Below are 20258 nucleotides of genomic sequence, written 5' to 3'. Positions count from 1 at the left end.
ATGGAAAAGAATACTAAAAAATTAGGGCAAGATATCGATGAACAGATGATGATGAATCTGATGGTCGACGGCGTAAAGAAAGAAGGGTTACAAGTTCCCGGAAATTTCGAAGATACCAAAACTGATGAGGAAGTACAAGCACCAAAACCGGATAAAAAATCCGCATTAAAAGAAAAAAATAAATCAAAAAATGCATCGGTTCAAAAGTATGGCGAACATTTTCTAGGTACTCACTCTATGGCCAAGCGGGGAGATAAAAGTATTTATATCAGGCAGGAGTATCATGAAAGACTGACGCGCATTGTCCAGGTAATCGGGAACGACAACATTCCTTTATATGCATATCTGGATAATATCCTTCAACATCATTTTGATCTGTTCGAAAAAGCAATAACTGAAGATTTCAACAACAAGTTTAAACCCCTTTTTTAACATGGAAACAGTAATTATCATATGTCTGCTGATCATTATTTTCCTGCTTATGCAAGATCAAGCAGCGAATAAAAAAAGACCACCTGTAGATCAAACAAGCGAAGTTAAAAAGGAGAAACTTCGATCAATTATGGGCGCGGCAAAAGGATTAATCGTTCGTTCAGATAACAAGGAATTCTTCGAAAGAGATGTCATCAGTGAGATAACATCATCTCATACTGAAGATGTAAGTCATCAAGAAAGAACGAGCCCTATTCAAATGCAGAAAGAAGAATTAGATGAGGTTTTTGCTGATCCGGTTGACTTGGAGGCGGAAGAAGAGGAGTGGATAAGGCGAGGGATCATGGATAATCATACTAATTTGGCACAAGGCGTTACTTTTGAAGAAATGCACGATGCAGGAAGATTATTGAGATGTGATATATTACCTTCAGCAGAAAAAAAAGTAGCTGTAACGCTAGTGCAGAAAATACATGGTACGGAACTATATAATCTATTGAAGGACTCTGTTGAAGGAGCCTCTAAAAAAATTGCTGAACTTCTGGAAGCAAGCTTCTCTGAAAGCGATAAAGCAAATTTTACCTATCATCATACAGATGATCCAACGGAATTTGATATCAACCAATTCATTTAGGTGATCATTTTAACATAAAGATAATTCTGGTTGTTTTTTTATGTATTTGATGCTTTCTCTATATCTTACCTTCGTACCATTCTCAACTTATTGAGTTTTTATGGTTATTAGTTTTCAACCCAGCTTTTGCTGGGTTTTTTTTATATTTTCAATTGAATCTTATCAGCTGAAATTTTGAATTTTAGAGTAAGTGAAAGCAACCGAAAGCCAATGGCTATCAGATCATTCCATTTTTAGATAATACTTTAATGCTCCCGATACATTTGTTTCCGAAAGCCGCAAAGAGCAGTTTTCTATAACTCAAAATGTATCAATTATGCAAAAACTTAAAATCAAATTATTGACAGTTTATTTGCTTGTAGGAAGTTTTACCTCAGTATTTCCCCAAGGCAACGGTACTGCCGGAATCAATGAAGCCACCCAGATGGTCACCTCTTATTTCGAACCAGCCACCCAACTCATCTATGCCATCGGAGCCGTCGTCGGATTGATAGGGGGCGTAAAGGTCTACAACAAATTCAGCAGTGGTGACCCTGACACCAGCAAGACCGCAGCCAGCTGGTTCGGTGCCTGTATTTTCCTAATTGTTGCCGCTACCATTCTGCGTTCATTTTTCCTTTAAAAACCAATGTTATGAATACGTATCATATTAACAAAGGAATCGGAAGGACGGTCGAGTTCAAGGGACTGAAAGCGCAGTACCTCTTCATCTTTGCAGGAGGATTGCTCGGGCTTTTAATTCTGGTCATGATTATGTACATGGCCGGAGTCAATACCTACATCTGTTTATCTATTGGAGGACTGACCAGCAGTGTATTGATCTGGCAGACCTTCTCATTAAACAGAAAATACGGGGAACACGGATTGATGAAATTGGGTGCTAAGAAAAAGCATCCTAAATACATCATCAGCCGAAAGTGCATTTTCAGATACATTAAGATCAATTCTAAAAAAGCTGAAGCATGAGAAATACATCGAAAGCAGCAACCCTGGAAAGTAGATTTCCTTTGCTTGCAGTAGAAGAAAACTGTATTATTTCAAAAGATGCTGATGTTACGGTTTGTTTCAGAGTCAACTTACCCGAGCTCTTTACCGTTGCTTCAGCAGAATATGAAGCCATTCATTCCGCGTGGTTCAAGGCCATCAAAACATTACCTGATTACAGCATCGTTCATAAGCAGGATTGGTTTATCAAAGAAAATTATACTCCTGACTTATCACAAGAGGATCAGAGTTTTCTGTCCAAATCATTTGAAAGGCATTTCAATGAAAGACCTTTTCTAAATCATTACTGCTATCTCTTCATCACCAAAACCAGTAAAGAACGAATGAGAATGCAGAGCAATTTCTCCTCTTTATGCAAAGGAAAACTCATTCCCAAAGAAATCAGGGATAAAGAATTGATCAGCAGATTTATGGAAGCAGTCGATCAGTTCGAAAGAATTATGAATGACAGCGGTTATGTGAGACTGGAAAGAATGACGGAAGATGAAATCACCGGAACCAAAGATCAGTCAGGACTATTGGAACAGTACCTTACTTTATCCAGAGAACTCAATCCATCTCTTCAGGACATCAACTTAGGCGCAGAAGAAATGAGAATCGGCAATAATCGGATCAGCATGCACACACTATCTGATACTGATGATCTTCCCGGAACGGTATCTTCTCACAGCCGCTATGAAAAACTGAGCACAGACCGCAGCGACTGTCTTTTGTCATTTGCCTCTCCGGTTGGACTTTTGCTCAACTGCAATCATATTTACAACCAATATCTTTTTATTGACAACAGTGAAGATAATCTCAGCAAATTTGAAAAGTCTGCAAGGAACATGCACTCATTGGCTCGATACAGCCGGGCGAATCAGATCAACAAGGAATGGATTGAAAAATACCTCAATGAAGCGCATTCATTTGGACTTCAATCCATCCGAGCCCATTTCAATGTGATGTCTTGGTCAGATCAGCTAGCTGAACTCAAACAGCTGAAAAATGATACTGGAAGTGCTCTGGCACTGATGGAATGCAAACCACGTCATAATACAACAGATGTTGCCACATTGTATTGGTCCGGAATACCTGGAAACGCAGGAGATTTTCCAAGCGAAGAAAGTTTTTACTCCTTCACTGAGCCCGCGCTGTGCTTCTTTACCGAAGAGACCAACTATCAAAATTCACCCTCACCATTCGGGATCAAGATGGCTGACCGCTTGACCGGCAAACCTATTCATCTGGATATATCTGATCTGCCGATGAAGCAGGGCATTATCACCAACCGTAACAAGTTTATTCTCGGACCTTCTGGAAGCGGTAAATCTTTTTTCACCAACCATATGGTCAGACAGTATTATGAGCAGGGAGCCCACGTTTTATTAGTAGACACCGGAAACTCCTATCAGGGATTATGTGAACTCATTAAAGGAAAGACCAAAGGGGAGGACGGGGTGTACTTTACTTATACTGAAGACAATCCGATTGCGTTCAATCCATTCTATACCGATGACGGAATCTTTGATATTGAGAAAAGAGAAAGCATCAAAACGTTGATTCTTACTCTTTGGAAAAGAGATGACGAACCGCCCACAAGGTCAGAGGAGGTTGCCTTATCCAATGCCGTCAGCGGATATATCGAAAAGATTAAAAATAACAATGAATATCCTTCATTTAACGGCTTTTACGAATTTGTAAAGGATGATTATCGATCTATCCTTGAAAAAAAGAAAGTCAGAGAAAAGGATTTTGACATTGCGAACTTTCTAAATGTTTTAGAACCTTATTACAAAGGCGGAGAATACGATTATCTGCTCAACTCACACAAGCAGCTGGATCTATTATCCAAAAGGTTTATTGTGTTTGAGATCGATGCGATCAAAGACCATAAAATTCTATTTCCGATTGTGACCATCATTATTATGGAAGTCTTCATCAACAAAATGCGTAGACTCAAAGGCATCAGAAAATTAATTTTGATTGAGGAAGCGTGGAAAGCGATTGCTAAAGAAGGGATGGCAGAATACATCAAATATCTTTTCAAGACGGTGAGAAAGTTCTATGGGGAAGCCATTGTCGTCACGCAGGAAGTCGATGACATCATTCAGTCACCGATTGTTAAGGAAAGCATTATTAACAATTCCGACTGCAAGATCTTACTTGATCAACGAAAGTATATGAACAAGTTCGATGATATTCAGGCGATGCTCGGACTCACTGATAAGGAAAAAGCCCAGGTACTTTCAATTAATATGAACAATGATCCGAATAGACTTTATAAAGAAGTCTGGATCGGATTAGGCGGAACCCATTCCGCAGTCTATGCTACTGAAGTATCCACCGAAGAATATCTCGCATACACCACTGAGGAAACTGAGAAATTGGAAGTCATGAATCTGGCTTCGGAACTGGATGGCAATGTTGAACACGCCATCAAGAGGATCTCCTTAAAGAGAATCAAATCGAACAAAGAAAATTAATCAATCAATTAAATTAAAAGCAATGAAAAATTTAATCATTAAAACCCTAATGGTAGCAGTTCTTGCTACAACAACCTCATTAAAAGCACAATTCGTAGTGACCGATCCTGCCAATCTCGCTTCAGGAATTCTGAACTCCGCCAATGAGATTGTACAAACTTCCAACACCGTTTCCAATGTCGTTAAAAACTTCAATGAAGTCAAAAAAGTCTATGAACAGGGAAAGGAATATTATGATAAACTGAAAGCCGTCAATAATCTGGTCAAAGATGCAAGAAAAGTTCAGCAGACCGTACTGATGGTTGGCGATGTTTCGGAAATGTATGTCAATAATTTCGGAAAGATGCTGAACGATCCCAATTTCAATGCTCAGGAACTGACCGCTATTGCCAATGGCTACTCTCAACTCCTGAATGAGAGCACCGAGCTGCTGAAGGATCTTAAACAGATTGTCAATACGAGCAGCCTTTCCCTGAATGACAAAGAAAGAATGGACATTATTGACCGTGTTTACAAAGACGTAAAAGACTATCACAATCTGGTTCGCTATTATACGAACAAGAATATTTCTGTCAGCTATTTACGAGCTAAAAAACAGAACAATACCCAGAGAGTATTGAATTTGTACGGAACTGCCAATCAAAAATACTGGTAAGATGGAACCCGATAACTTACACGAATTACTTCGCTCTGTTTACGATGAGATGATGCCGTTATGTGCAGACATGGCTGCTGTTGCAAAAGGGGTTGCAGGATTAGGAGCCCTGTTTTATGTTGCCATCAAAGTATGGCAGGCATTAAGCCGTGCAGAACCTATTGATCTGTTTCCGATGTTAAGACCCTTTGCGATTGGAATCTGCATCATGTTTTTTTCAACGCTTGTGCTCGGAAGCATTAACGGCGTATTAAGTCCCATCGTTCAGGGAAGCCATTCCATGTTGGAAGATCAGGTGTTGGATCTCAACGAACTCCAGCAAAAGAAAGACTTATTGGAAAGAGAGGCCATGCTTCGAAATCCTGAAATGGCCTATCTGATCTCCGATGAAGAATTTGACAAAAAACTGGAAGCACTCGGCTGGTCACCTTCAGATCTGGTCACCATGTCCGGAATGTACATCGAAAGAGAAATGTTCTCCATCAAAAAAGACATCAGAGACGGTTTCCGGGAATTTCTCGAGATCTTGTTTCAGTCCGCTACACTGGTGATTGATGTCATAAGAACATTTTTCCTTATTGTTCTATCAATACTTGGTCCCATCGCATTTGCCATATCGGTATGGGATGGATTTCAGAGTACTCTCACCCAATGGCTTACCCGATACATCAGTGTGTATTTATGGCTTCCGGTTGCCGACATGTTCAGTGCAATCCTTGCCAAGATTCAGTCCTTGATCATCGAAAAAGATATTGAGATGCTGGCTGACCCCAACTTCATTCCCGATACCTCCAACACCGTGTACATTATCTATATGATCATCGGCATCATCGGATATTTTACCATTCCTACGGTAACAGGCTGGATCATACAGGCAGGAGGAGCCGGAAACTTCACGAGAAACGTTAATCAGACTGCGCAGAAATCAGGAAACATTGCCGGAGCGGCTGCAGGGTCAGCGACAGGAAATATTTCAGGAAGATTATTAAAATAAAATCGTACAACAATGGAATTTAAAACTTTAAGAAATATAGAAAACAGTTTCAAGCAGATCCGGTTATTCACCTTTGTTTTTGCCTTGTTATGCTTTGGGATAGTGGGACTGGTCATCTTCAAATCTTATCAATTTGCAGAAGACCAGCGACAGAAGATTTACGTTTTGGACAACGGAAAATCTTTGATGGTGGCGCTTTCTCAGGACATGTCGATCAACCGTCCTGTAGAGGCAAGAGAACATGTGAGGCGTTTTCATGAGCTTTTCTTCACGATTGCTCCTGATAAAAATGCGATTGAGAGCAATGTCAAAAGAGCATTCAATCTGGCTGATCAGTCTGCCTTCAATTACTACAAAGACCTTTCTGAAAAAGGATATTACAACAGAATAATCTCAGGAAATATTCAGCAGAGAATTGAAGTCGACAGTGTTGTTGCCAACTTCAATAACTATCCATATCAAGTACAAACTTTTGCCCGTCAATTTATTATCAGATCCAGTAATCTGACCATAAGAAGTTTGATCACGAACTGTTCCTTAGTAAACTCAGTCAGATCAGACAGCAATCCTCAGGGATTTACCATTGAAAAATTCAACGTAGTCGAGAACAAAGATGTTGAAACAGTTGACCGTTAAAATCAGCACCTATGAAAAAGTTTAGACAAACCATCGATCAACAGGTTCTGAATGCAGAGCAGAAGTGGAAAGCCTTGCCAGAAGCACGTCAACGAATACTGACCGAAATCTTTTTTGCAGTGTACACCTTGCTCACTATTGCTGCATTTGTACAGATCTGGTGGAGTGCGGCTCACAATGAACCAATTCCAATCGGTGGTCACATCAGCAACATTCCGGCAGGAGTCAACATCAATCAAAAAGCAACAAAATGAAAGATCAGAATACAACCCAAGTGAGGGTTACTGAAGGAAGTTCCGGATTGTCATCGAACAATGAACTTCATGAAAGCAGAAAAGAACAGCTTGAAAAACTGAAGAAACCATTGATTTATTTTCTCATGGCAGTCGTCTGTGCAGGATGCCTATATCTTATTTTTAAACCAAAAGAAAAAACCATTCTTGAAGATGTGGGTTTTAATTCGGCAATTCCCCAGGCAGCAGAAGACAAATTACAGTCGGATAAGCAGAAAGCCTACGAACAGCAATTGCTGGAGCAGAAAAATGAAGAGAAGAAAAATGCTCTTACGACGCTGTCAGATTACTGGAAAGACCCGATGAATGTACAAAACGGAGGTTCTAAAAGTTTAACCGGGCAATCTTTAGGAACTGCTGGTACAATGCAGTCAGGTGACCAAAATGCAGTCAACAGCTACCGAAATGCACAGCAGACATTGGGATCTTTTTACAGCAGAGATGACCAGGAAGTTAGTCAACTGAAGAGGGAGATTAACAGACTGAAAAATGAATCATCGCAAAAAGATACAGCACCTGCTGGAACAAGCATTAATGATCAGCTTGAACTGATGGAAAAGTCCTATCAGATGGCTGCCAAGTATCTTCCGACGAATGCAAGCTCAGAGAATTCAGAAGAAAAAAAAGTTTTTGAAAAGCAGGATGAAGATAAAAAACTTCAAGTGACTACTGCCTTACCAGCAAGAAAAAGCATCGTATCCAGTCTGTATCGTGAAGTCAGTGACAGTGCTTTTCTAGCAAGCTTTCATCAAAACAGTTTTAATGACCTGCAAAGCAGTAAGGAAAAAAATAATCTTCCCAATCCAAACAGCATAGGGGCGGTGATCCATGAAACAAAAACCATTACCGCCGAAAGTATGGTCATCTTAAGGCTCTCACAGCCGATGCTTTTAGCAAAGACTTACATACCGGCAGGCACTATACTCAAAGCAACTGCAAAATTTCAGGGGGGAAGGTTATTGTTGAAAATTTCAACTATTGAATACAACGGCAATATTCAGCAGGTTGAAATCAATGTGCATGATAACGACGGTCAATTAGGACTCAATATTCCTTATTCTCCGGAACAAAATGCAGCCACTGATATTTTAGCGAATATGGGACAAAATTCGGGAACCAATATTATGATGACCCAATCAGCAGGACAGCAGATTGCGGCAGACTTGACAAAAGGAATTGTTCAGGGTGTATCAGGATATTTCCAGAAAAAGATCAGGCTTCCTAAAGTTACTGTAAAAGCAGGACATCATGTTTTTCTGGTCTCAAAAAAATAATATAACAACAAATAAAAACAATGAATAATATAATTAAACAATGGGTGACCTTTATCCTTATAGCGTTTTCAATAAGTCCAATCTTATCTCAGGAAATGCCTCAATTTGCTTCTTTGAGTGAAGCCAGATTAGAGCCGTATAAAATGGAAGTCACCTACAATAAAACAACCCATTTGTTATTCCCATCACCGATCCGCTATGTTGATTTGGGAAGCGAAAATCTTATTGCCAACAAAGCAGAGGATGTAGGAAATGTTCTACGGATTAAAGCAGGAGTAAAAGATTTTGAAGAAGAGACCAATTTCTCAGTTATTACGCAGGACGGTAAATTTTACAGCTTTGATGTATTTTACAGTTCGTATCCTGAGACTTTAAATTATGATCTTCTTAAACTGCAAAGACAGCATGAAAAAGAACATTCTACAGAAGTTTTATTGGAAGATCTTAAAGGAGAATCAGCTTCATTAACAGAGCTGTTGATGAAAACATTGTACGGAAATCCCAAAAGAACGATCAAGCATATCGGAAATAAAAGTTTCGGAATGCATTTTCTGTTGGAATCCTTAAATGTACATGATGGAAAATTTTATTTTGTACTTAAATTCAGAAATAAAAGCAATCTTCCATACAATATCGATTTTGTCAGTTTCAAGATCGTCGATAAGAAAAATCTAAAGCGGACAATTGTACAGGATAAAGTGCTGACTCCAATTCGTGAATATATGATTACCAAAACAATTAATCATCAATCCGATGAAAAGGTGGTTTTTCTTCTGGATCAATTCACTTTACTGGAAGATCAGGTATTGGAAATTGAAGTTTTTGAAAAAGAGGGTGGAAGACATCAGAAAATTCAGGTAGAAAATGCTGACTTGATCCATGCAACGTTTGTGAAGGACATGCATTTAAAACTAAACTAGGATGAAAAGGTTTATAATGATCATGGTACTACTTTTAATAGGTAATACCATAAGCGCACAAAGAATGCTTCCAAAACAAAAGGGTATTGAAATCAGTAGTGGAAAGCTACTTTCTGAAAATTCAGATAACTTTTTTCTCAATGCCGGTCTTGTCGTTCATTCCAAAAAAGGAAATTATATGCTCTATGTATTAGAATATTCCAAAGAAACAGTCCCCTACAGAACTAATGATATCGCCATTGAAACTTACTTTGCCGAGGCAGGTTATATCTTTAATATGATTGCAAATAATAAGAAAAGTTTAATGTTTAATGTAACATTATCTGCTGTTGCAGGCTATGAAAGTTTAAATAGGGGAGAGCGCCTTCTTAATGATGGATCATTACTCATTAATGAATCTTCATTTGTGTATGGAGCAGAGGGAAGATTAAGTGTTGAATATTATCTTTCAGATCGTTTTTCAGTGATAGCTTCTTCCAGAACGAAATTGCTTTGGAATACTTCTCGGGATCCCTTGAGGGCATCAACAGGAATCGGGCTAAGAGTTAATTTATAAAACAATGAATATGAAAAATTATATTAATAAAGTGAAACGAATTTTACAGATTTTGTATGTCATCCCGATTCTTCTTTTAACAGAAACAATATTATCATCGTGCACTGATGAAGAACTTGAAATCAAGCAGAACTTCCCATTTGAAGTCTCTGTTATGCCAGTATCAAAAAATATTTCTAATGGTGAAACGGTAGAAATCAGACTAAAGATTCTATCAGGTGGAAATTTTAAGGGAACTCAGTATTATATTAGATATTTTCAGTTTGACGGAACAGGAATTTTAAAATACTATAATGATATTCCTTACTCCCAAAATGATTCTTATGCATTACAGGCTAAAGAGTTTCGCCTATATTACACGTCAACATCAACAGTGTCGCAAAGTTTTAAAATTTGGATTTCGGATAGCTTTGGAAATGAGAAAGAAATTGAATTTCAATTCAATAGCAAAGATTAATTCATCACGCGGCTTATCTAAGAATAAGCCGTTTTTTATGCTACTTTTTACATCTTCAAGCAAGAGCTATTAAAAATACTGCACATGTAATATCATTGAAAGAATATAAGATCTTTGGATAATGATTACTATAATCCATACATCAGTCTTAATATTTCAGCACAAGCAAATTAATCGTATTGAACCGAGGACAAACTGCGAAACTTGTTTTTGAATATTTTAGATACGTTTGTAAACTATTTCTTCAAAAATAAAAATAATAGGCTTAGATTTTAAAATCTAAGCCTATTATATTTGATTAGCTAAACAGATAAAACGTGAAATATTGTAAATTTATTTCTGTTCCTTGATTTTAATACCAAGTCCATACTTTAGCGCCCATTTTGTTTCCTCTTCTTCATCATGATAAATTACTGGATACGTCTCAAAAACAGCAAGCTCTTTAGGGATTTTGGCATAAACATCATTACCGTAATTATTTACTAGGTAGATAAAATAATAAACTTTGATGGAATTTGCTTGGTCGTAAGTTTTTCGATCTACAGTTGGCTTTTGCAAAATATAGTTGACTACTTTATTGTCCTTTAAAAACAGTAACATTGCTGCCCTTTCATCACCAGAACTGAAACTGTATTCAAATGGAATTGTTATTCCCAAATCCTTTTCTATATTTTTTTTATTCCCTATTGTAGAATGGACAATTAGAGTATCCCACTCAAAACAATTAATGCTATCTCTCATGCTAATTATTTCTCCAATCTTATTCTCCTGATCTATCTTTGGTGATAACTTTTTATCTAAAGAATTTAAACAGTCTTGATTATTTTGCCCATTACAAGAAGTAATAGTAAGTAAAAATAATATGAGTAAATGCTCTATTTTCAATATACACATTTTTAAAGGGTTGGTTATTATTACGAGAGAATCTTAGAAAAAATTTTGACAACTGTTTACAAGCAATCATAAACTAATACTATTTTTATCGGCTCAAGTGCGCAGATTGTATTTCGTCTCATCATTTAATAGTTTTTACTGATTCTAAAATTTTTTGAATTTGCTTTATTTGCTCTAGCGATAGCTCTTTTTTAGGAATCAAAATCGCAGATAAATTGTTTTGATAGATTAGAAACCAATTTTTCTTTTCAACAACTTTATAGATTTTCGTCCAGAGAATTTCCATATAGAAAGATTCACCTCTGATTTTTATCTTATCTTCGGCTAAATCCATATCCAGCGTTTCCCTTAAATGATTGCTCGAGTAATAGTTTCTTAGAATTGTAGTAAATATCACGGTTGGATGAATTACAGCAATTAAAAGTAAAGTGATATATTGATAAATTATAGGTTCTGGAAGATTTAAAATATTTAAGTGGTAAAGCGCAATCCATAGCACGAGTAATAACGCAAAACAGATAAGAAATATCATTATTGGCTTTGAATATGTTAAGCTAAATAATATTTTTAAATATTGTCGGATGGTCACTTTTGCTTTTAACTTCATTCTATCCTTTTTTTGAGACTTTTGTACTTGCTGCTAATTTAACATACTGTCGATTTAAATAGTGCAGTAAGTATTTAAGTTTACAGCAGGAGTATGGTTTTTCGCTAATTTACAAAATCAATTTAAGTATTTTCCAATTTTCATTTAATAATATTATGATTCGAAACATAGCATTGGTCTAATTATTGCGACTATATAAAATACTTATTGTTAACGATTTAACATCTTGTCTCCAATCAAATAAAGGAGCAATGGCAATCTTATAAATGAAGTCGTCTCGTACATAATAATGAAAGAGACAATACACCTGATCTTTATGACTCGCTTTATATTTTCTCTTTAGAGTGTTACCATCAGCATTTGGCAACGTACAGCACACTGCGAACTGCGTATTAATGTGATGACACCTATCTGTAGATTTATACAGCAATTCCAGCTACACCAACCATAAAAAATTATATTATGTCTATTACAGAAGAACTTCTGCACTCCATGGGAGCGACAGAAGAAGATTATAAGCCCGGAGATTATATTTTCCGTGAAAGCGGCAGCCCGCAGTTCTACTATCAGGTAGTGACAGGCGATGTGAAATTGAACAATTACAATAGGGACGGTAAAGAATTCATTCAAAATATCGTGACGTGTGAAGATGCATTTGGCGAAGCAATGCTTTTTACAGAAAAACCATATCCTATGAATGCTATTGCTTTGACTTCATGTACCATCATCAAGATTTGCAAGACAACTCTGCTTTCTTATTTGGCTTTACACCCAGACATTTACATGGAAGTCTGTAAATCTCTTTCGGAGAGACTTTACAAAAAGTATATTTTAATACAAAAAATTTCGATTCATAACGCAGCAGAAAGATTAAAAGAGGTCATAGAAATGATGAAAAAAGAAAAGGAAAATCAAGAACGTTATACATTCGAAGTTCCACTCACAAGACAGCAATTGGCATCACTTACCGGTCTGTGTCTTGAAACCACCATCAGAACAATTAAAAGAATGGAGCATGATAAGATGCTTCTCATTAAAAACCGTAAAATAATGTACTAATTAACCTTTTTTATGGTAAATTATATAATGATATCAATTTTTAGAGATTGATGCGATCACAAGTATTAAAATAATTACACTGCATAGTTGCAATTATTTTTAGCTTGATTTTAGTACAAAACTTAACTAAAACTTACAGTTACTGGCTGTAAAAACAATTAATGGAATTACAGTAGCAAAATTTAAGTCCTTATTCTTTTTCAAATATGTATTTAAATTAAATATAAACAGTCACTGTTCTAATAATAGATAAGGCATGGAGACCTTAAGATATTTTGGAAAAGATTTCAATAATCTATTATTATTATTATTATTATTATTATTATTATTGTTTTCACATGCTTAGTGGTGATTTATAGATCTCTTTTTTACATTTATATTAATGCTTTTAGTTCAGTTTTTTTTCAGAATCATATTTATTCTGAACTTGATTTAATTCCTTTACAGATATACCTAAAAAAGAAGCGATGTAATATTGAGGAACTCTTAATAAAATTCGGGGATTGTCTTTTTGTAATTTCAAATATTTCTTTTCAGGATCATGTTCAATTCTGTATGTGGCTATATCATGAAAATGGATCATCGTCTGCACAGTGAATTCATCAATTTGCTTCTGTAGTATATCGGAAGATGTAATAATTTGGTGAAAATTATTTTTAGAGATTGAATAGACAGTAGAGGGTTCAATAGTTTCTACACTTAATAAGCTCGGTCTGCCATTAAGAAAACTTTCCACAGAAAAAAAGAATTCATCTTCAAAAAAAAATTGATAGGTGATATCTGGTGCATCATCATTTGTATAACTTCTCAAGGCACCTTTTATAATTATAAATGCTTGCTCAGAAAACTGCCCTTCTGATAATAATTTTGTATAAGCGGGAATTTCTAATCTTTCAAATAAATGACTGTATTTTTCCCATTCAGTAGTAATCTTAATGTTCATTGCTGCAAAGATTTATTTATCATGAAACAATTTAAGTTTTCTAATGAAAACCATATAACATCATTTGTTGATCAATAAGTATTTAATAGTTATTGATCTCAATATAAAACAGTACGTATTTTTATATACGTTTTAATTTGTCAACTGGTTTTTAACAAATGTAAAAAAAAATCATCTTCCAGAAGTTCACTGACCTATGGCTTTAGATGAATTTTCTTTTGAGAAGTTAATTTAGCTTTGATTTGTTTTGGGACATTATACAGTAAAAATTTATAAAAATAACTTTATTATATATTGTAACTGACATATGATTAGTAATTCAATAAATGTTGAAAAAATTAGAATAAATTATTCATCAATCACATAAATTTAAAATGGTAGTGATTAAGTACCTTGAATTTTTAATTGCCGAGGACTTTAACGCATCAAGCAATATGATTGATGAAATAACATTTACAAAAAATATCGTTTCAAGTAAGATGATTGTTATTCTGAATTTATCGGAACAGAACGAGAATCTTAGTGTGAAAGAATATCTGAAAATTATAATTTCTAATATCAATCTTCGTTTAATAACCATAACAGATATGCATCGAACGTTAGGCATCGTCTAAGCAATACTTTAAGTCTAACTTCATTGCAGGTATCGAAAAGATTTTCGGTTGCTACATTAATTATACAAATTATCGTTTTTTGAGATAAGTTACCAATTTATAACGGTTTGGCTATTGCCAAAGGTAAGGACTAGAATTTTCTACAGTTTGCTTTGATTTTCCGCATAAAAAACTTCATAGTAATCTGTGAAGTTTTTATGAAAAATTTTTATTATTGACTTTATTATTATTCAGTTTGCATTTCTTTTTTCTAATAATGGCAAAACAATTCTTCTCACCATCGGTTTATCATCTTTCCAATCAGGATCATCTTTAGAGTCTTTCCAATTTGTTACCATTTGTACTTCTCCTTTTCGGTTTAAGAGGATAAATTTTGACATATCGTCAATATTTTCAAATTGTGCAGGAGTAATTTTTTTAAGAAAATCTTTATACTTTTTTGATTTCTGTCTACTTTCTATGTCTTTAATAACAAGAATTTTTGCATCAGGATAGGCCTCTAAAACCATGTCTCTTGATCGCTTTGTAAAATCATTGTTTTCCTGATCAATCAACAAAACATAAAGATCAACATTATAAAATTTCTGTATGACGAAAAAAGTAGGTATATGATAGATGCAAGGCTTACACCAACTTGCAAAGGTGAAAAACAACGTATTGGGTTGGGGTGAATTTTCAGCTAAACACCTCACATCATCAACCGTTACTGAGTAAATTTTTTCGTAATGCGACTTTGGTAATTTGCATTTTTCAATAGGTGTTTGTGAGAAAACTAATGAAAATCCAAATAGAAAAAAGGGAATTGTTTTTAACATTTAATATAATCGTTTTTTAAGATTTTTTCAAGAAAAGCAAGATTATGAAATCTCAAGCATATTTTTTAAAATAAAAAAACCGTCATCCAACCTTAATAAGGTAGATGACGGTTTGCTGTTTCTAAGCTACACCTAAAACGAACTCAAGTTAATTACTTAACGACGGTTGCTTCAAGCTCCACGGTCAAGGTTGCAAAAAGACCTTTTACTTCAAGTAATGTCGTTGCCTGCTGTATACCGTGCTTCATCAAAAACGGTACATAAATGTCCATACAGGTATTAAAAAAATCATTAGTGTTAGTTGTAAAAACATTTAATCTAACAATATTCTTACACTCATAACCTGATTCACTGATAAGTTGCTCCAAATTAGCAATTGTCTGTACTAACTGACTTCTCATATCTTCAGAACTAGGAATACCATCCAAATTGATTGCTACTTGTCCCGAACAATATAAAGTTCCTTCTGATTGCTTAACTTCTACCGCTTGTACTGAATTTGTGTTTTTACCCCAAGCCCACGGGTCAAATGATGTTTTTTGCATTTTATTATTTTTATTTATGAGCAACAAAGGTAAAATGCAGCTGTGACAGCCCTATGTCAGAGGTGAAAAAAGCTAATAAAATTTATCAAAATATTCCTGCAAAGTCATCCTGTGTGGCTCAAATTTCTCTGTCATAACTAGAGTTTTTGATATTCTGTCTAACCTAAAATATCTAAATTCTTTTCTTAAGCGACACCATGCAATCAGGAGCCAGTTTTCGGTGGTATTGATTAAGGCAAATGGCTCTACTATACGATTTGATGCTAAATTCTCTTTGTTCATATAGTCAATACTGATTAACAAAAAATTAGTTAATGCATACTGTAATTCAGAAATATTACTGCTATTTCGCTCTCTGTTGACATTTTGATCAAATCGCGTTCGCTCCCCTAATAGATTAACTTTATCTTTCCCAGACTCTCTCAAGATTGCTTTGATTTTGTCGATTGCATCACAATAGTCTTTGACAAAAGATTGATCTTTGTTTTTTAACACTAATTGTTCAGCAAGAATAAGTGCATTCGCTTGGTTTTCTGTGAACATTAGTGGAGGAATTCTATAGCCTTCCATCATATAATAACCTTTGCCCTCTTCCGTCAATACAGGAACTCCAGCCTGCTCCAAAGCTCTGATATCACGGTATATTGTTCTTATGCTTACGCCAAACCTCTCAGCAAGATTTGTGGCTGTTAAAAGTCTTGTTGTCTGAAGCTGCGTAATAATTGCTGCAAGCCTTGAAAGACGCTTAGTATCATTATCATTCATTGTATGATTCTATATTAAAATGATTAATTTTAATAATCGTTTTTTGAGATTACTTATTTCTATTAACTCTTTCGGCTATTTCATCAAATTTTTCATTTAATAATAACTTGTAAAGTTCTGTGACTTCGTTCCAATCTTTAGCCTGATAGTTGGTTTGTTGTCCATCGAAAATTACATAAAGCGATAAATCTTTATTTACTTCAATAACATTATCATCATTGGTAATAACTGAAACCCAGAATGCTCCATGTTCGTCATCCATCAATTGAATGTCTGATATAGCTTTTACTATATCCTCTTCTTCAATATTGTTTTTTTTATAACCGCTTGCAAATTGAATATAATTTTCTGTCATATTATCGTTTTGTGAGACTAATTTTAAATTTTGTCTAAATTTTCGATATATATTATATTTATGCTGTAACAATATACTTATTCACCAGTCTGAAATTCAATAAGAAATTCTTTTAGAGGAATATTTTTTCTGTTCTGAAATTACTAGTAATAATCATTTCTTATTTTTTTAGATCTTAAAAAATTGTAATGCATGAATGATGAAGTATAATCTCAGTTTATTATATAACCACATTTATATATTTCAAAACTAGTGAGATAAGCTATCTTACTATATATCGTATAAAATGCGCCACATTGCCACCAATTCTTTAAACCGGATCGAATCTATTGGCTAAAAATATTAATTGTTCTTTCGAATTAATTACTGAAGTTCCAAATCAAAAGAAAATTAAAAATCATATCCAACTTTGAAGCTGAGATCAACTACGGCTTCTGAAACTGTATTGCCATTTTTAAACGCTGCACCATATCCCACACCAGCTTTGAATTCATAATTAAAATTCCCTGCAAAATTCCTTCTTAATCCATAGGTAGGAATAATATTTAACTGATTGGTCAGATACAGATTATTTGTATTTGAAATAACGAACCAATCTGGTGTATAGCGAATTTGTAGTCCTACATAATTTGCTGAATTATTATTTGTATTATTCCCCTCTTCAGCACGTTTAGAAATGTTGTAATAATATTTTGGCTGTAGCGTTATAGATGGATAAAACGCAAAACCAGTTTTTGCATATAAATCTCCGCCCCAAATTGCAGGAAAGAGACTTGCTTCGACTCTTAAAGTAGTTTTGTGTATAATTTTTGTTTCGTTATATAAATCCAATCCGAATAAACCGACTTGTGCACCTGCAATATTTTTTTCAACATTTACTTTTTGTGCATTCCCAAAAAAAGGTATAGCAAAAAGAGCTGCTAAATAGATTTGTCTTCTCATAGTTATGTTTGTTTATCTTAAATTTAATAATTTTGATTTCTGGGAAGTCACAGTTTTGTATTTTCCAGCATCAATTTTAATGCTATAAAACTAAGAAATTAATTCATTATTAATTGAAAAATAAAAATAATCCTTTTTTGAGATTCGTACTATTTATTATTAAAATCTGAAGCGCTGCAATGTTGATTATTTTTAGCACACATAGCAGCACTTCATGTATTAGACGAAATTAAACTGGATAATATTTTCTATATTCTACTATATTAAGAAATGATGAAGTACTTTTGTTTTTTTGATATTTTTTTATAAGGAACAAAACCTAATTTTTCTGGTATTTTTTTACTAGCTATATTTTCTTCATCAACTGGATAGAGTATATATTTGAAAGTAAAACTATTTTCTAAAAAGTTAATAAGGTTTATTATAATTTCTTTGCCCAACCCAACACCCTGCATGCTTTTTTTGATCCAGAGGCCAAGTTCTACAGATTCTGAGGATATATTATGGATTCCGCAACAACCTACAAACTGATTATTTGAATCTAAGGCAACCATTACTAGGTCAGTATTTTTTTCCAATCCTTTTTTTGATTCTTGTATGAAAGAAATAATGTCATCTCTATCTCCTGTCGGATTAAGAGGCATATACTTTGTAAGTTCTGAATCGAAATATTCATTGATATCGTCAATATACAATACTTCTATTGGTTTCAATAACAATCGATCTGTTTTTATTCTAATATTTTTGTTCAATTTCATTATCTTAATCTATTAATTAATTGTTTTTCATCTATGATTTGGGTTTAGGAATCAAAGTAGTTGTCGTTTTTGCGGAATTTAAAAGAGAACTAATAATCAGAAAACGCAAAATAATTAACAAAATGATTATCGATCAATGTTTAAATTTTTTCTCATTTTGGATTAAACCCTATTTATAAGCTATCGTTTTTTGAGACTAGCACTTAATCCGTGATTTTTATACTTTTTTTTAAATTTCTTGTTATACAACAGTTACCACTTTTGTCGAATATTTTTTTTTAGAAATCTTTTTTTTACTAGTTTTTTCTTTCCATATATTGTTAAATGTTTCTTAGTCCAAATACAATCTTTATTATTATATTTATACTCATAATTTAAAACAGAAGGTTTAAACAAATATCCTCTAATTGACTCTCCTATTTCTTCTTCTTTTTCCTCTGTTATATTTGAACATTTGTCGTAACTGTATTCAATAATATGTCTATATCTATTTTTAACATCTGTTCCAATTGTCTTTTTTAAAAGTCCATTTTTATCATAGAAATATTGTGTCAAAAACAGCGTTTCAAAACTTCTTTTTTCAGTTAACTGTTTTTTTTCATTGTAGAAATAATTAAATTCTCCATCATTGTAGATATTCTTTGTTGAATCTTTAGCATTCATCTCGTTTTCATTAAAAAATATTGTTTTTATCAGTAAATTATTAGTGAAAATTTTAATATTTTTTATTTTTCCATCTTCTAAAAAAAATTCTGTTTTTGAATTATTTTCAAAATTCGTTTCTATAACTTTCTTATATTTTTTCCAGTTTGAATTTTTTTCAAGTGCCAAATCTTGAGAAAAACATATAGTAGAAATTAAAACTAAGATAATTGTGCTTAATATCTTCATTTACATCCGCAATTTTAGGTGAAATGTCATTCGTATTCACGTATTTCGCAAATCCAAACAATATGCAAAATACGTAATACCAATTATTTGCTAAAATACTTAAAATCTAGTATTTATATAAATGTTTATTTTTCCATGGGAGACCTTCACCATTTATATTAACTTGATCTTTGATAATAGTTCGAGCGGAGTCAAGAACAATTGCAAATCCTTTACTTTTTAAAAAATTAATTAATGTTGTCTTACTAACACCCGAGCCACCTGTGATAATGAATAGCTGCATTTTATCTTTAATCTTTTATTTTTTAATTCCCATTTTCTTTATTTCTTCATCAGAATGATTCTCAAGAATTTTGGCATATCTATAAAATGTTGCCCTGGTCAGACCTAATGGTTTATAAATATCTTCAGGACGTTTACTAACATCTTTATATAAAGAACGTAGTAATAACAGTTTGGATATTGTTTCCGCAGTATAACCTTTTGGTCTTCCGCCTAATCTCCCCCTTGCCCTTGCAGATTGCAATCCAGCATTGGTTCGCTCTCTAATCAACTCTCGTTCATATTCAGCCAAAGAGGCCATTATATTAAGAAATAGTCGACCATTAATAGTAGAAGTATCTACACCATCTACAAGACAGTTTTCCTTAAACTTAAAAGTGATGATTTTTAAAATTTCAAATATATTTTGTGATAGAGTAGAATCATAGAATATTAATTTCGCTAAAATTTATAAAATTTTTAAGCTT

At 34.0% G+C, this 20258-nt stretch carries 26 protein-coding genes; 14 read left to right on the top strand and 12 right to left on the bottom strand.

Annotation, left to right across the window (positions count from 1 at the left end):
• The 13 genes from PGH12_RS06755 to PGH12_RS06695 all read left to right on the top strand — a co-directional run bounded on the left by PGH12_RS06755 (position 1) and on the right by PGH12_RS06695 (position 10321).
• On the top strand, positions 1–432 hold the full coding sequence (locus PGH12_RS06755) for a DUF3408 domain-containing protein (RefSeq protein ID WP_267597410.1): 432 nt from the start codon (positions 1–3) through the stop codon (positions 430–432).
• Position 433: 1 nt separating this feature from the next.
• Positions 434–1066: a conjugal transfer protein TraD gene (locus PGH12_RS06750; protein WP_267597409.1), complete on the top strand. Its 633-nt coding sequence runs from the start codon at positions 434–436 to the stop codon at positions 1064–1066.
• 316 nt (positions 1067–1382) lie between these two features.
• Positions 1383–1688 carry a DUF4134 domain-containing protein gene (locus PGH12_RS06745; protein WP_267597408.1) on the top strand — a complete coding sequence of 102 codons (306 nt, stop codon included), beginning with the start codon at positions 1383–1385 and terminating at the stop codon, positions 1686–1688.
• Positions 1689–1699: 11 nt separating this feature from the next.
• On the top strand, positions 1700–2032 hold the full coding sequence (locus PGH12_RS06740; protein WP_267597407.1) for a DUF4133 domain-containing protein: 333 nt from the start codon (positions 1700–1702) through the stop codon (positions 2030–2032).
• Positions 2029–4536: a TraG family conjugative transposon ATPase gene (locus PGH12_RS06735; protein WP_267597406.1), complete on the top strand. Its 2508-nt coding sequence runs from the start codon at positions 2029–2031 to the stop codon at positions 4534–4536. Before PGH12_RS06740 ends, PGH12_RS06735 begins: the two co-directional genes overlap by 4 nt.
• 22 nt (positions 4537–4558) lie before the next feature.
• Positions 4559–5191: a DUF4141 domain-containing protein gene (locus tag PGH12_RS06730; protein ID WP_476384900.1), complete on the top strand. Its 633-nt coding sequence runs from the start codon at positions 4559–4561 to the stop codon at positions 5189–5191.
• Position 5192: 1 nt separating this feature from the next.
• On the top strand, positions 5193–6185 hold the full coding sequence (gene traJ / locus PGH12_RS06725; protein WP_267597405.1) for a conjugative transposon protein TraJ: 993 nt from the start codon (positions 5193–5195) through the stop codon (positions 6183–6185).
• 12 nt (positions 6186–6197) lie between these two features.
• Positions 6198–6821: a conjugative transposon protein TraK gene (gene traK / locus PGH12_RS06720; protein ID WP_267597404.1), complete on the top strand. Its 624-nt coding sequence runs from the start codon at positions 6198–6200 to the stop codon at positions 6819–6821.
• An 11-nt stretch (positions 6822–6832) separates the two neighbouring features.
• Positions 6833–7075, top strand: a complete 243-nt coding sequence (locus tag PGH12_RS06715) for a hypothetical protein (protein WP_267597403.1) — start codon at positions 6833–6835, stop codon at positions 7073–7075.
• Positions 7072–8388: a conjugative transposon protein TraM gene (traM, locus tag PGH12_RS06710; protein ID WP_267597402.1), complete on the top strand. Its 1317-nt coding sequence runs from the start codon at positions 7072–7074 to the stop codon at positions 8386–8388. The genes PGH12_RS06715 and traM overlap by 4 nt, the downstream gene beginning before the upstream one ends.
• 20 nt (positions 8389–8408) lie before the next feature.
• Positions 8409–9308, top strand: a complete 900-nt coding sequence (gene traN, locus PGH12_RS06705) for a conjugative transposon protein TraN (protein WP_267597401.1) — start codon at positions 8409–8411, stop codon at positions 9306–9308.
• A gap of 22 nt (positions 9309–9330) precedes the next feature.
• Entirely contained in the window at positions 9331–9864 is a 534-nt protein-coding gene (locus tag PGH12_RS06700; RefSeq protein WP_267597400.1) for a conjugal transfer protein TraO, read from the top strand.
• A 10-nt stretch (positions 9865–9874) separates the two neighbouring features.
• Positions 9875–10321, top strand: a complete 447-nt coding sequence (locus tag PGH12_RS06695) for a DUF3872 domain-containing protein (protein WP_267597399.1) — start codon at positions 9875–9877, stop codon at positions 10319–10321.
• Positions 10322–10654: 333 nt separating this feature from the next.
• On the opposite strand, the gene PGH12_RS06690 is transcribed toward PGH12_RS06695, so the two are convergent.
• A complete protein-coding gene (locus PGH12_RS06690) occupies positions 10655–11206 on the bottom strand; it encodes a hypothetical protein (protein WP_267597398.1) in 552 nt (183 codons plus the stop codon).
• Positions 11207–11336: 130 nt separating this feature from the next.
• A complete protein-coding gene (locus PGH12_RS06685; protein WP_267597397.1) occupies positions 11337–11822 on the bottom strand; it encodes a YcxB family protein in 486 nt (161 codons plus the stop codon).
• Positions 11823–12284: 462 nt separating this feature from the next.
• On the opposite strand from PGH12_RS06685, the gene PGH12_RS06680 reads away from it, so the two are divergent.
• On the top strand, positions 12285–12881 hold the full coding sequence (locus tag PGH12_RS06680) for a Crp/Fnr family transcriptional regulator (protein WP_267597396.1): 597 nt from the start codon (positions 12285–12287) through the stop codon (positions 12879–12881).
• 388 nt (positions 12882–13269) lie between these two features.
• On the opposite strand, the gene PGH12_RS06675 is transcribed toward PGH12_RS06680, so the two are convergent.
• From PGH12_RS06675 to PGH12_RS19130, 10 genes are all read right to left on the bottom strand, one after another.
• Positions 13270–13824 (bottom strand): Crp/Fnr family transcriptional regulator, encoded by a 555-nt coding sequence (locus PGH12_RS06675; RefSeq protein ID WP_267597395.1) that lies wholly within the window; start codon positions 13822–13824, stop codon positions 13270–13272.
• An 844-nt stretch (positions 13825–14668) separates the two neighbouring features.
• Entirely contained in the window at positions 14669–15253 is a 585-nt protein-coding gene (locus tag PGH12_RS06670) for a hypothetical protein (RefSeq protein ID WP_267597394.1), read from the bottom strand.
• 152 nt (positions 15254–15405) lie between these two features.
• Complete coding sequence (locus PGH12_RS06665; protein WP_267597393.1) at positions 15406–15798, bottom strand: RidA family protein; 393 nt, start codon at positions 15796–15798, stop codon at positions 15406–15408.
• Between the two features lie 72 nt (positions 15799–15870).
• A complete protein-coding gene (locus tag PGH12_RS06660) occupies positions 15871–16563 on the bottom strand; it encodes a helix-turn-helix transcriptional regulator (protein ID WP_267597392.1) in 693 nt (230 codons plus the stop codon).
• A 49-nt stretch (positions 16564–16612) separates the two neighbouring features.
• Complete coding sequence (locus PGH12_RS06655) at positions 16613–16918, bottom strand: hypothetical protein (RefSeq protein ID WP_267597391.1); 306 nt, start codon at positions 16916–16918, stop codon at positions 16613–16615.
• Between the two features lie 390 nt (positions 16919–17308).
• The gene (locus PGH12_RS06650) at positions 17309–17860 is read right to left on the bottom strand and encodes a hypothetical protein (protein WP_267597390.1); all 552 of its coding nucleotides are present in this window, start codon (positions 17858–17860) and stop codon (positions 17309–17311) included.
• 263 nt (positions 17861–18123) lie between these two features.
• Complete coding sequence (locus tag PGH12_RS06645; protein ID WP_271286810.1) at positions 18124–18618, bottom strand: GNAT family N-acetyltransferase; 495 nt, start codon at positions 18616–18618, stop codon at positions 18124–18126.
• A gap of 252 nt (positions 18619–18870) precedes the next feature.
• On the bottom strand, positions 18871–19509 hold the full coding sequence (locus PGH12_RS06640) for a hypothetical protein (protein WP_267597388.1): 639 nt from the start codon (positions 19507–19509) through the stop codon (positions 18871–18873).
• Between the two features lie 106 nt (positions 19510–19615).
• Positions 19616–19792 carry an AAA family ATPase gene (locus tag PGH12_RS06635; protein ID WP_267597387.1) on the bottom strand — a complete coding sequence of 59 codons (177 nt, stop codon included), beginning with the start codon at positions 19790–19792 and terminating at the stop codon, positions 19616–19618.
• A gap of 15 nt (positions 19793–19807) precedes the next feature.
• A complete protein-coding gene (locus PGH12_RS19130) occupies positions 19808–20173 on the bottom strand; it encodes a recombinase family protein (protein WP_442867869.1) in 366 nt (121 codons plus the stop codon).
• Positions 20174–20258: the final 85 nt, after the last annotated feature.

Source organism: Chryseobacterium sp. CY350 (genome assembly GCF_027945075.1).
In the GTDB taxonomy this organism is placed as follows: Bacteria; Bacteroidota; Bacteroidia; order Flavobacteriales; family Weeksellaceae; genus Chryseobacterium.
This window is presented reverse-complemented; position numbering and strand designations above follow the sequence as displayed.

Bases quoted from the DNA above. Each gene is read 5' to 3' on its own strand.
- PGH12_RS06685 (WP_267597397.1), bottom strand. From the start codon at position 11,822: ATGAAGTTAAAAGCAAAAGTGACCATCCGACAATATTTAAAAATATTA.
- PGH12_RS06675 (WP_267597395.1), bottom strand. From the start codon at position 13,824: ATGAACATTAAGATTACTACTGAATGGGAAAAATACAGTCATTTATTT.
- PGH12_RS06645 (WP_271286810.1), bottom strand. From the start codon at position 18,618: ATGAAATTGAACAAAAATATTAGAATAAAAACAGATCGATTGTTATTG.
- PGH12_RS06745 (WP_267597408.1), top strand. From the start codon at position 1,383: ATGCAAAAACTTAAAATCAAATTATTGACAGTTTATTTGCTTGTAGGA.
- PGH12_RS06700 (WP_267597400.1), top strand. From the start codon at position 9,331: ATGGTACTACTTTTAATAGGTAATACCATAAGCGCACAAAGAATGCTT.
- PGH12_RS06680 (WP_267597396.1), top strand. From the start codon at position 12,285: ATGTCTATTACAGAAGAACTTCTGCACTCCATGGGAGCGACAGAAGAA.
- PGH12_RS06670 (WP_267597394.1), bottom strand. From the start codon at position 15,253: ATGTTAAAAACAATTCCCTTTTTTCTATTTGGATTTTCATTAGTTTTC.
- traK (WP_267597404.1), top strand. From the start codon at position 6,198: ATGGAATTTAAAACTTTAAGAAATATAGAAAACAGTTTCAAGCAGATC.
- PGH12_RS06665 (WP_267597393.1), bottom strand. From the start codon at position 15,798: ATGCAAAAAACATCATTTGACCCGTGGGCTTGGGGTAAAAACACAAAT.
- traJ (WP_267597405.1), top strand. From the start codon at position 5,193: ATGGAACCCGATAACTTACACGAATTACTTCGCTCTGTTTACGATGAG.
- PGH12_RS06640 (WP_267597388.1), bottom strand. From the start codon at position 19,509: ATGAAGATATTAAGCACAATTATCTTAGTTTTAATTTCTACTATATGT.
- PGH12_RS06750 (WP_267597409.1), top strand. From the start codon at position 434: ATGGAAACAGTAATTATCATATGTCTGCTGATCATTATTTTCCTGCTT.
- traN (WP_267597401.1), top strand. From the start codon at position 8,409: ATGAATAATATAATTAAACAATGGGTGACCTTTATCCTTATAGCGTTT.
- PGH12_RS06755 (WP_267597410.1), top strand. From the start codon at position 1: ATGGAAAAGAATACTAAAAAATTAGGGCAAGATATCGATGAACAGATG.
- PGH12_RS06740 (WP_267597407.1), top strand. From the start codon at position 1,700: ATGAATACGTATCATATTAACAAAGGAATCGGAAGGACGGTCGAGTTC.
- PGH12_RS06635 (WP_267597387.1), bottom strand. From the start codon at position 19,792: ATGCAGCTATTCATTATCACAGGTGGCTCGGGTGTTAGTAAGACAACA.
- PGH12_RS06660 (WP_267597392.1), bottom strand. From the start codon at position 16,563: ATGAATGATAATGATACTAAGCGTCTTTCAAGGCTTGCAGCAATTATT.
- PGH12_RS06655 (WP_267597391.1), bottom strand. From the start codon at position 16,918: ATGACAGAAAATTATATTCAATTTGCAAGCGGTTATAAAAAAAACAAT.
- PGH12_RS06650 (WP_267597390.1), bottom strand. From the start codon at position 17,860: ATGAGAAGACAAATCTATTTAGCAGCTCTTTTTGCTATACCTTTTTTT.
- PGH12_RS06735 (WP_267597406.1), top strand. From the start codon at position 2,029: ATGAGAAATACATCGAAAGCAGCAACCCTGGAAAGTAGATTTCCTTTG.
- PGH12_RS06730 (WP_476384900.1), top strand. From the start codon at position 4,559: ATGAAAAATTTAATCATTAAAACCCTAATGGTAGCAGTTCTTGCTACA.
- PGH12_RS06695 (WP_267597399.1), top strand. From the start codon at position 9,875: ATGAAAAATTATATTAATAAAGTGAAACGAATTTTACAGATTTTGTAT.
- traM (WP_267597402.1), top strand. From the start codon at position 7,072: ATGAAAGATCAGAATACAACCCAAGTGAGGGTTACTGAAGGAAGTTCC.
- PGH12_RS06715 (WP_267597403.1), top strand. From the start codon at position 6,833: ATGAAAAAGTTTAGACAAACCATCGATCAACAGGTTCTGAATGCAGAG.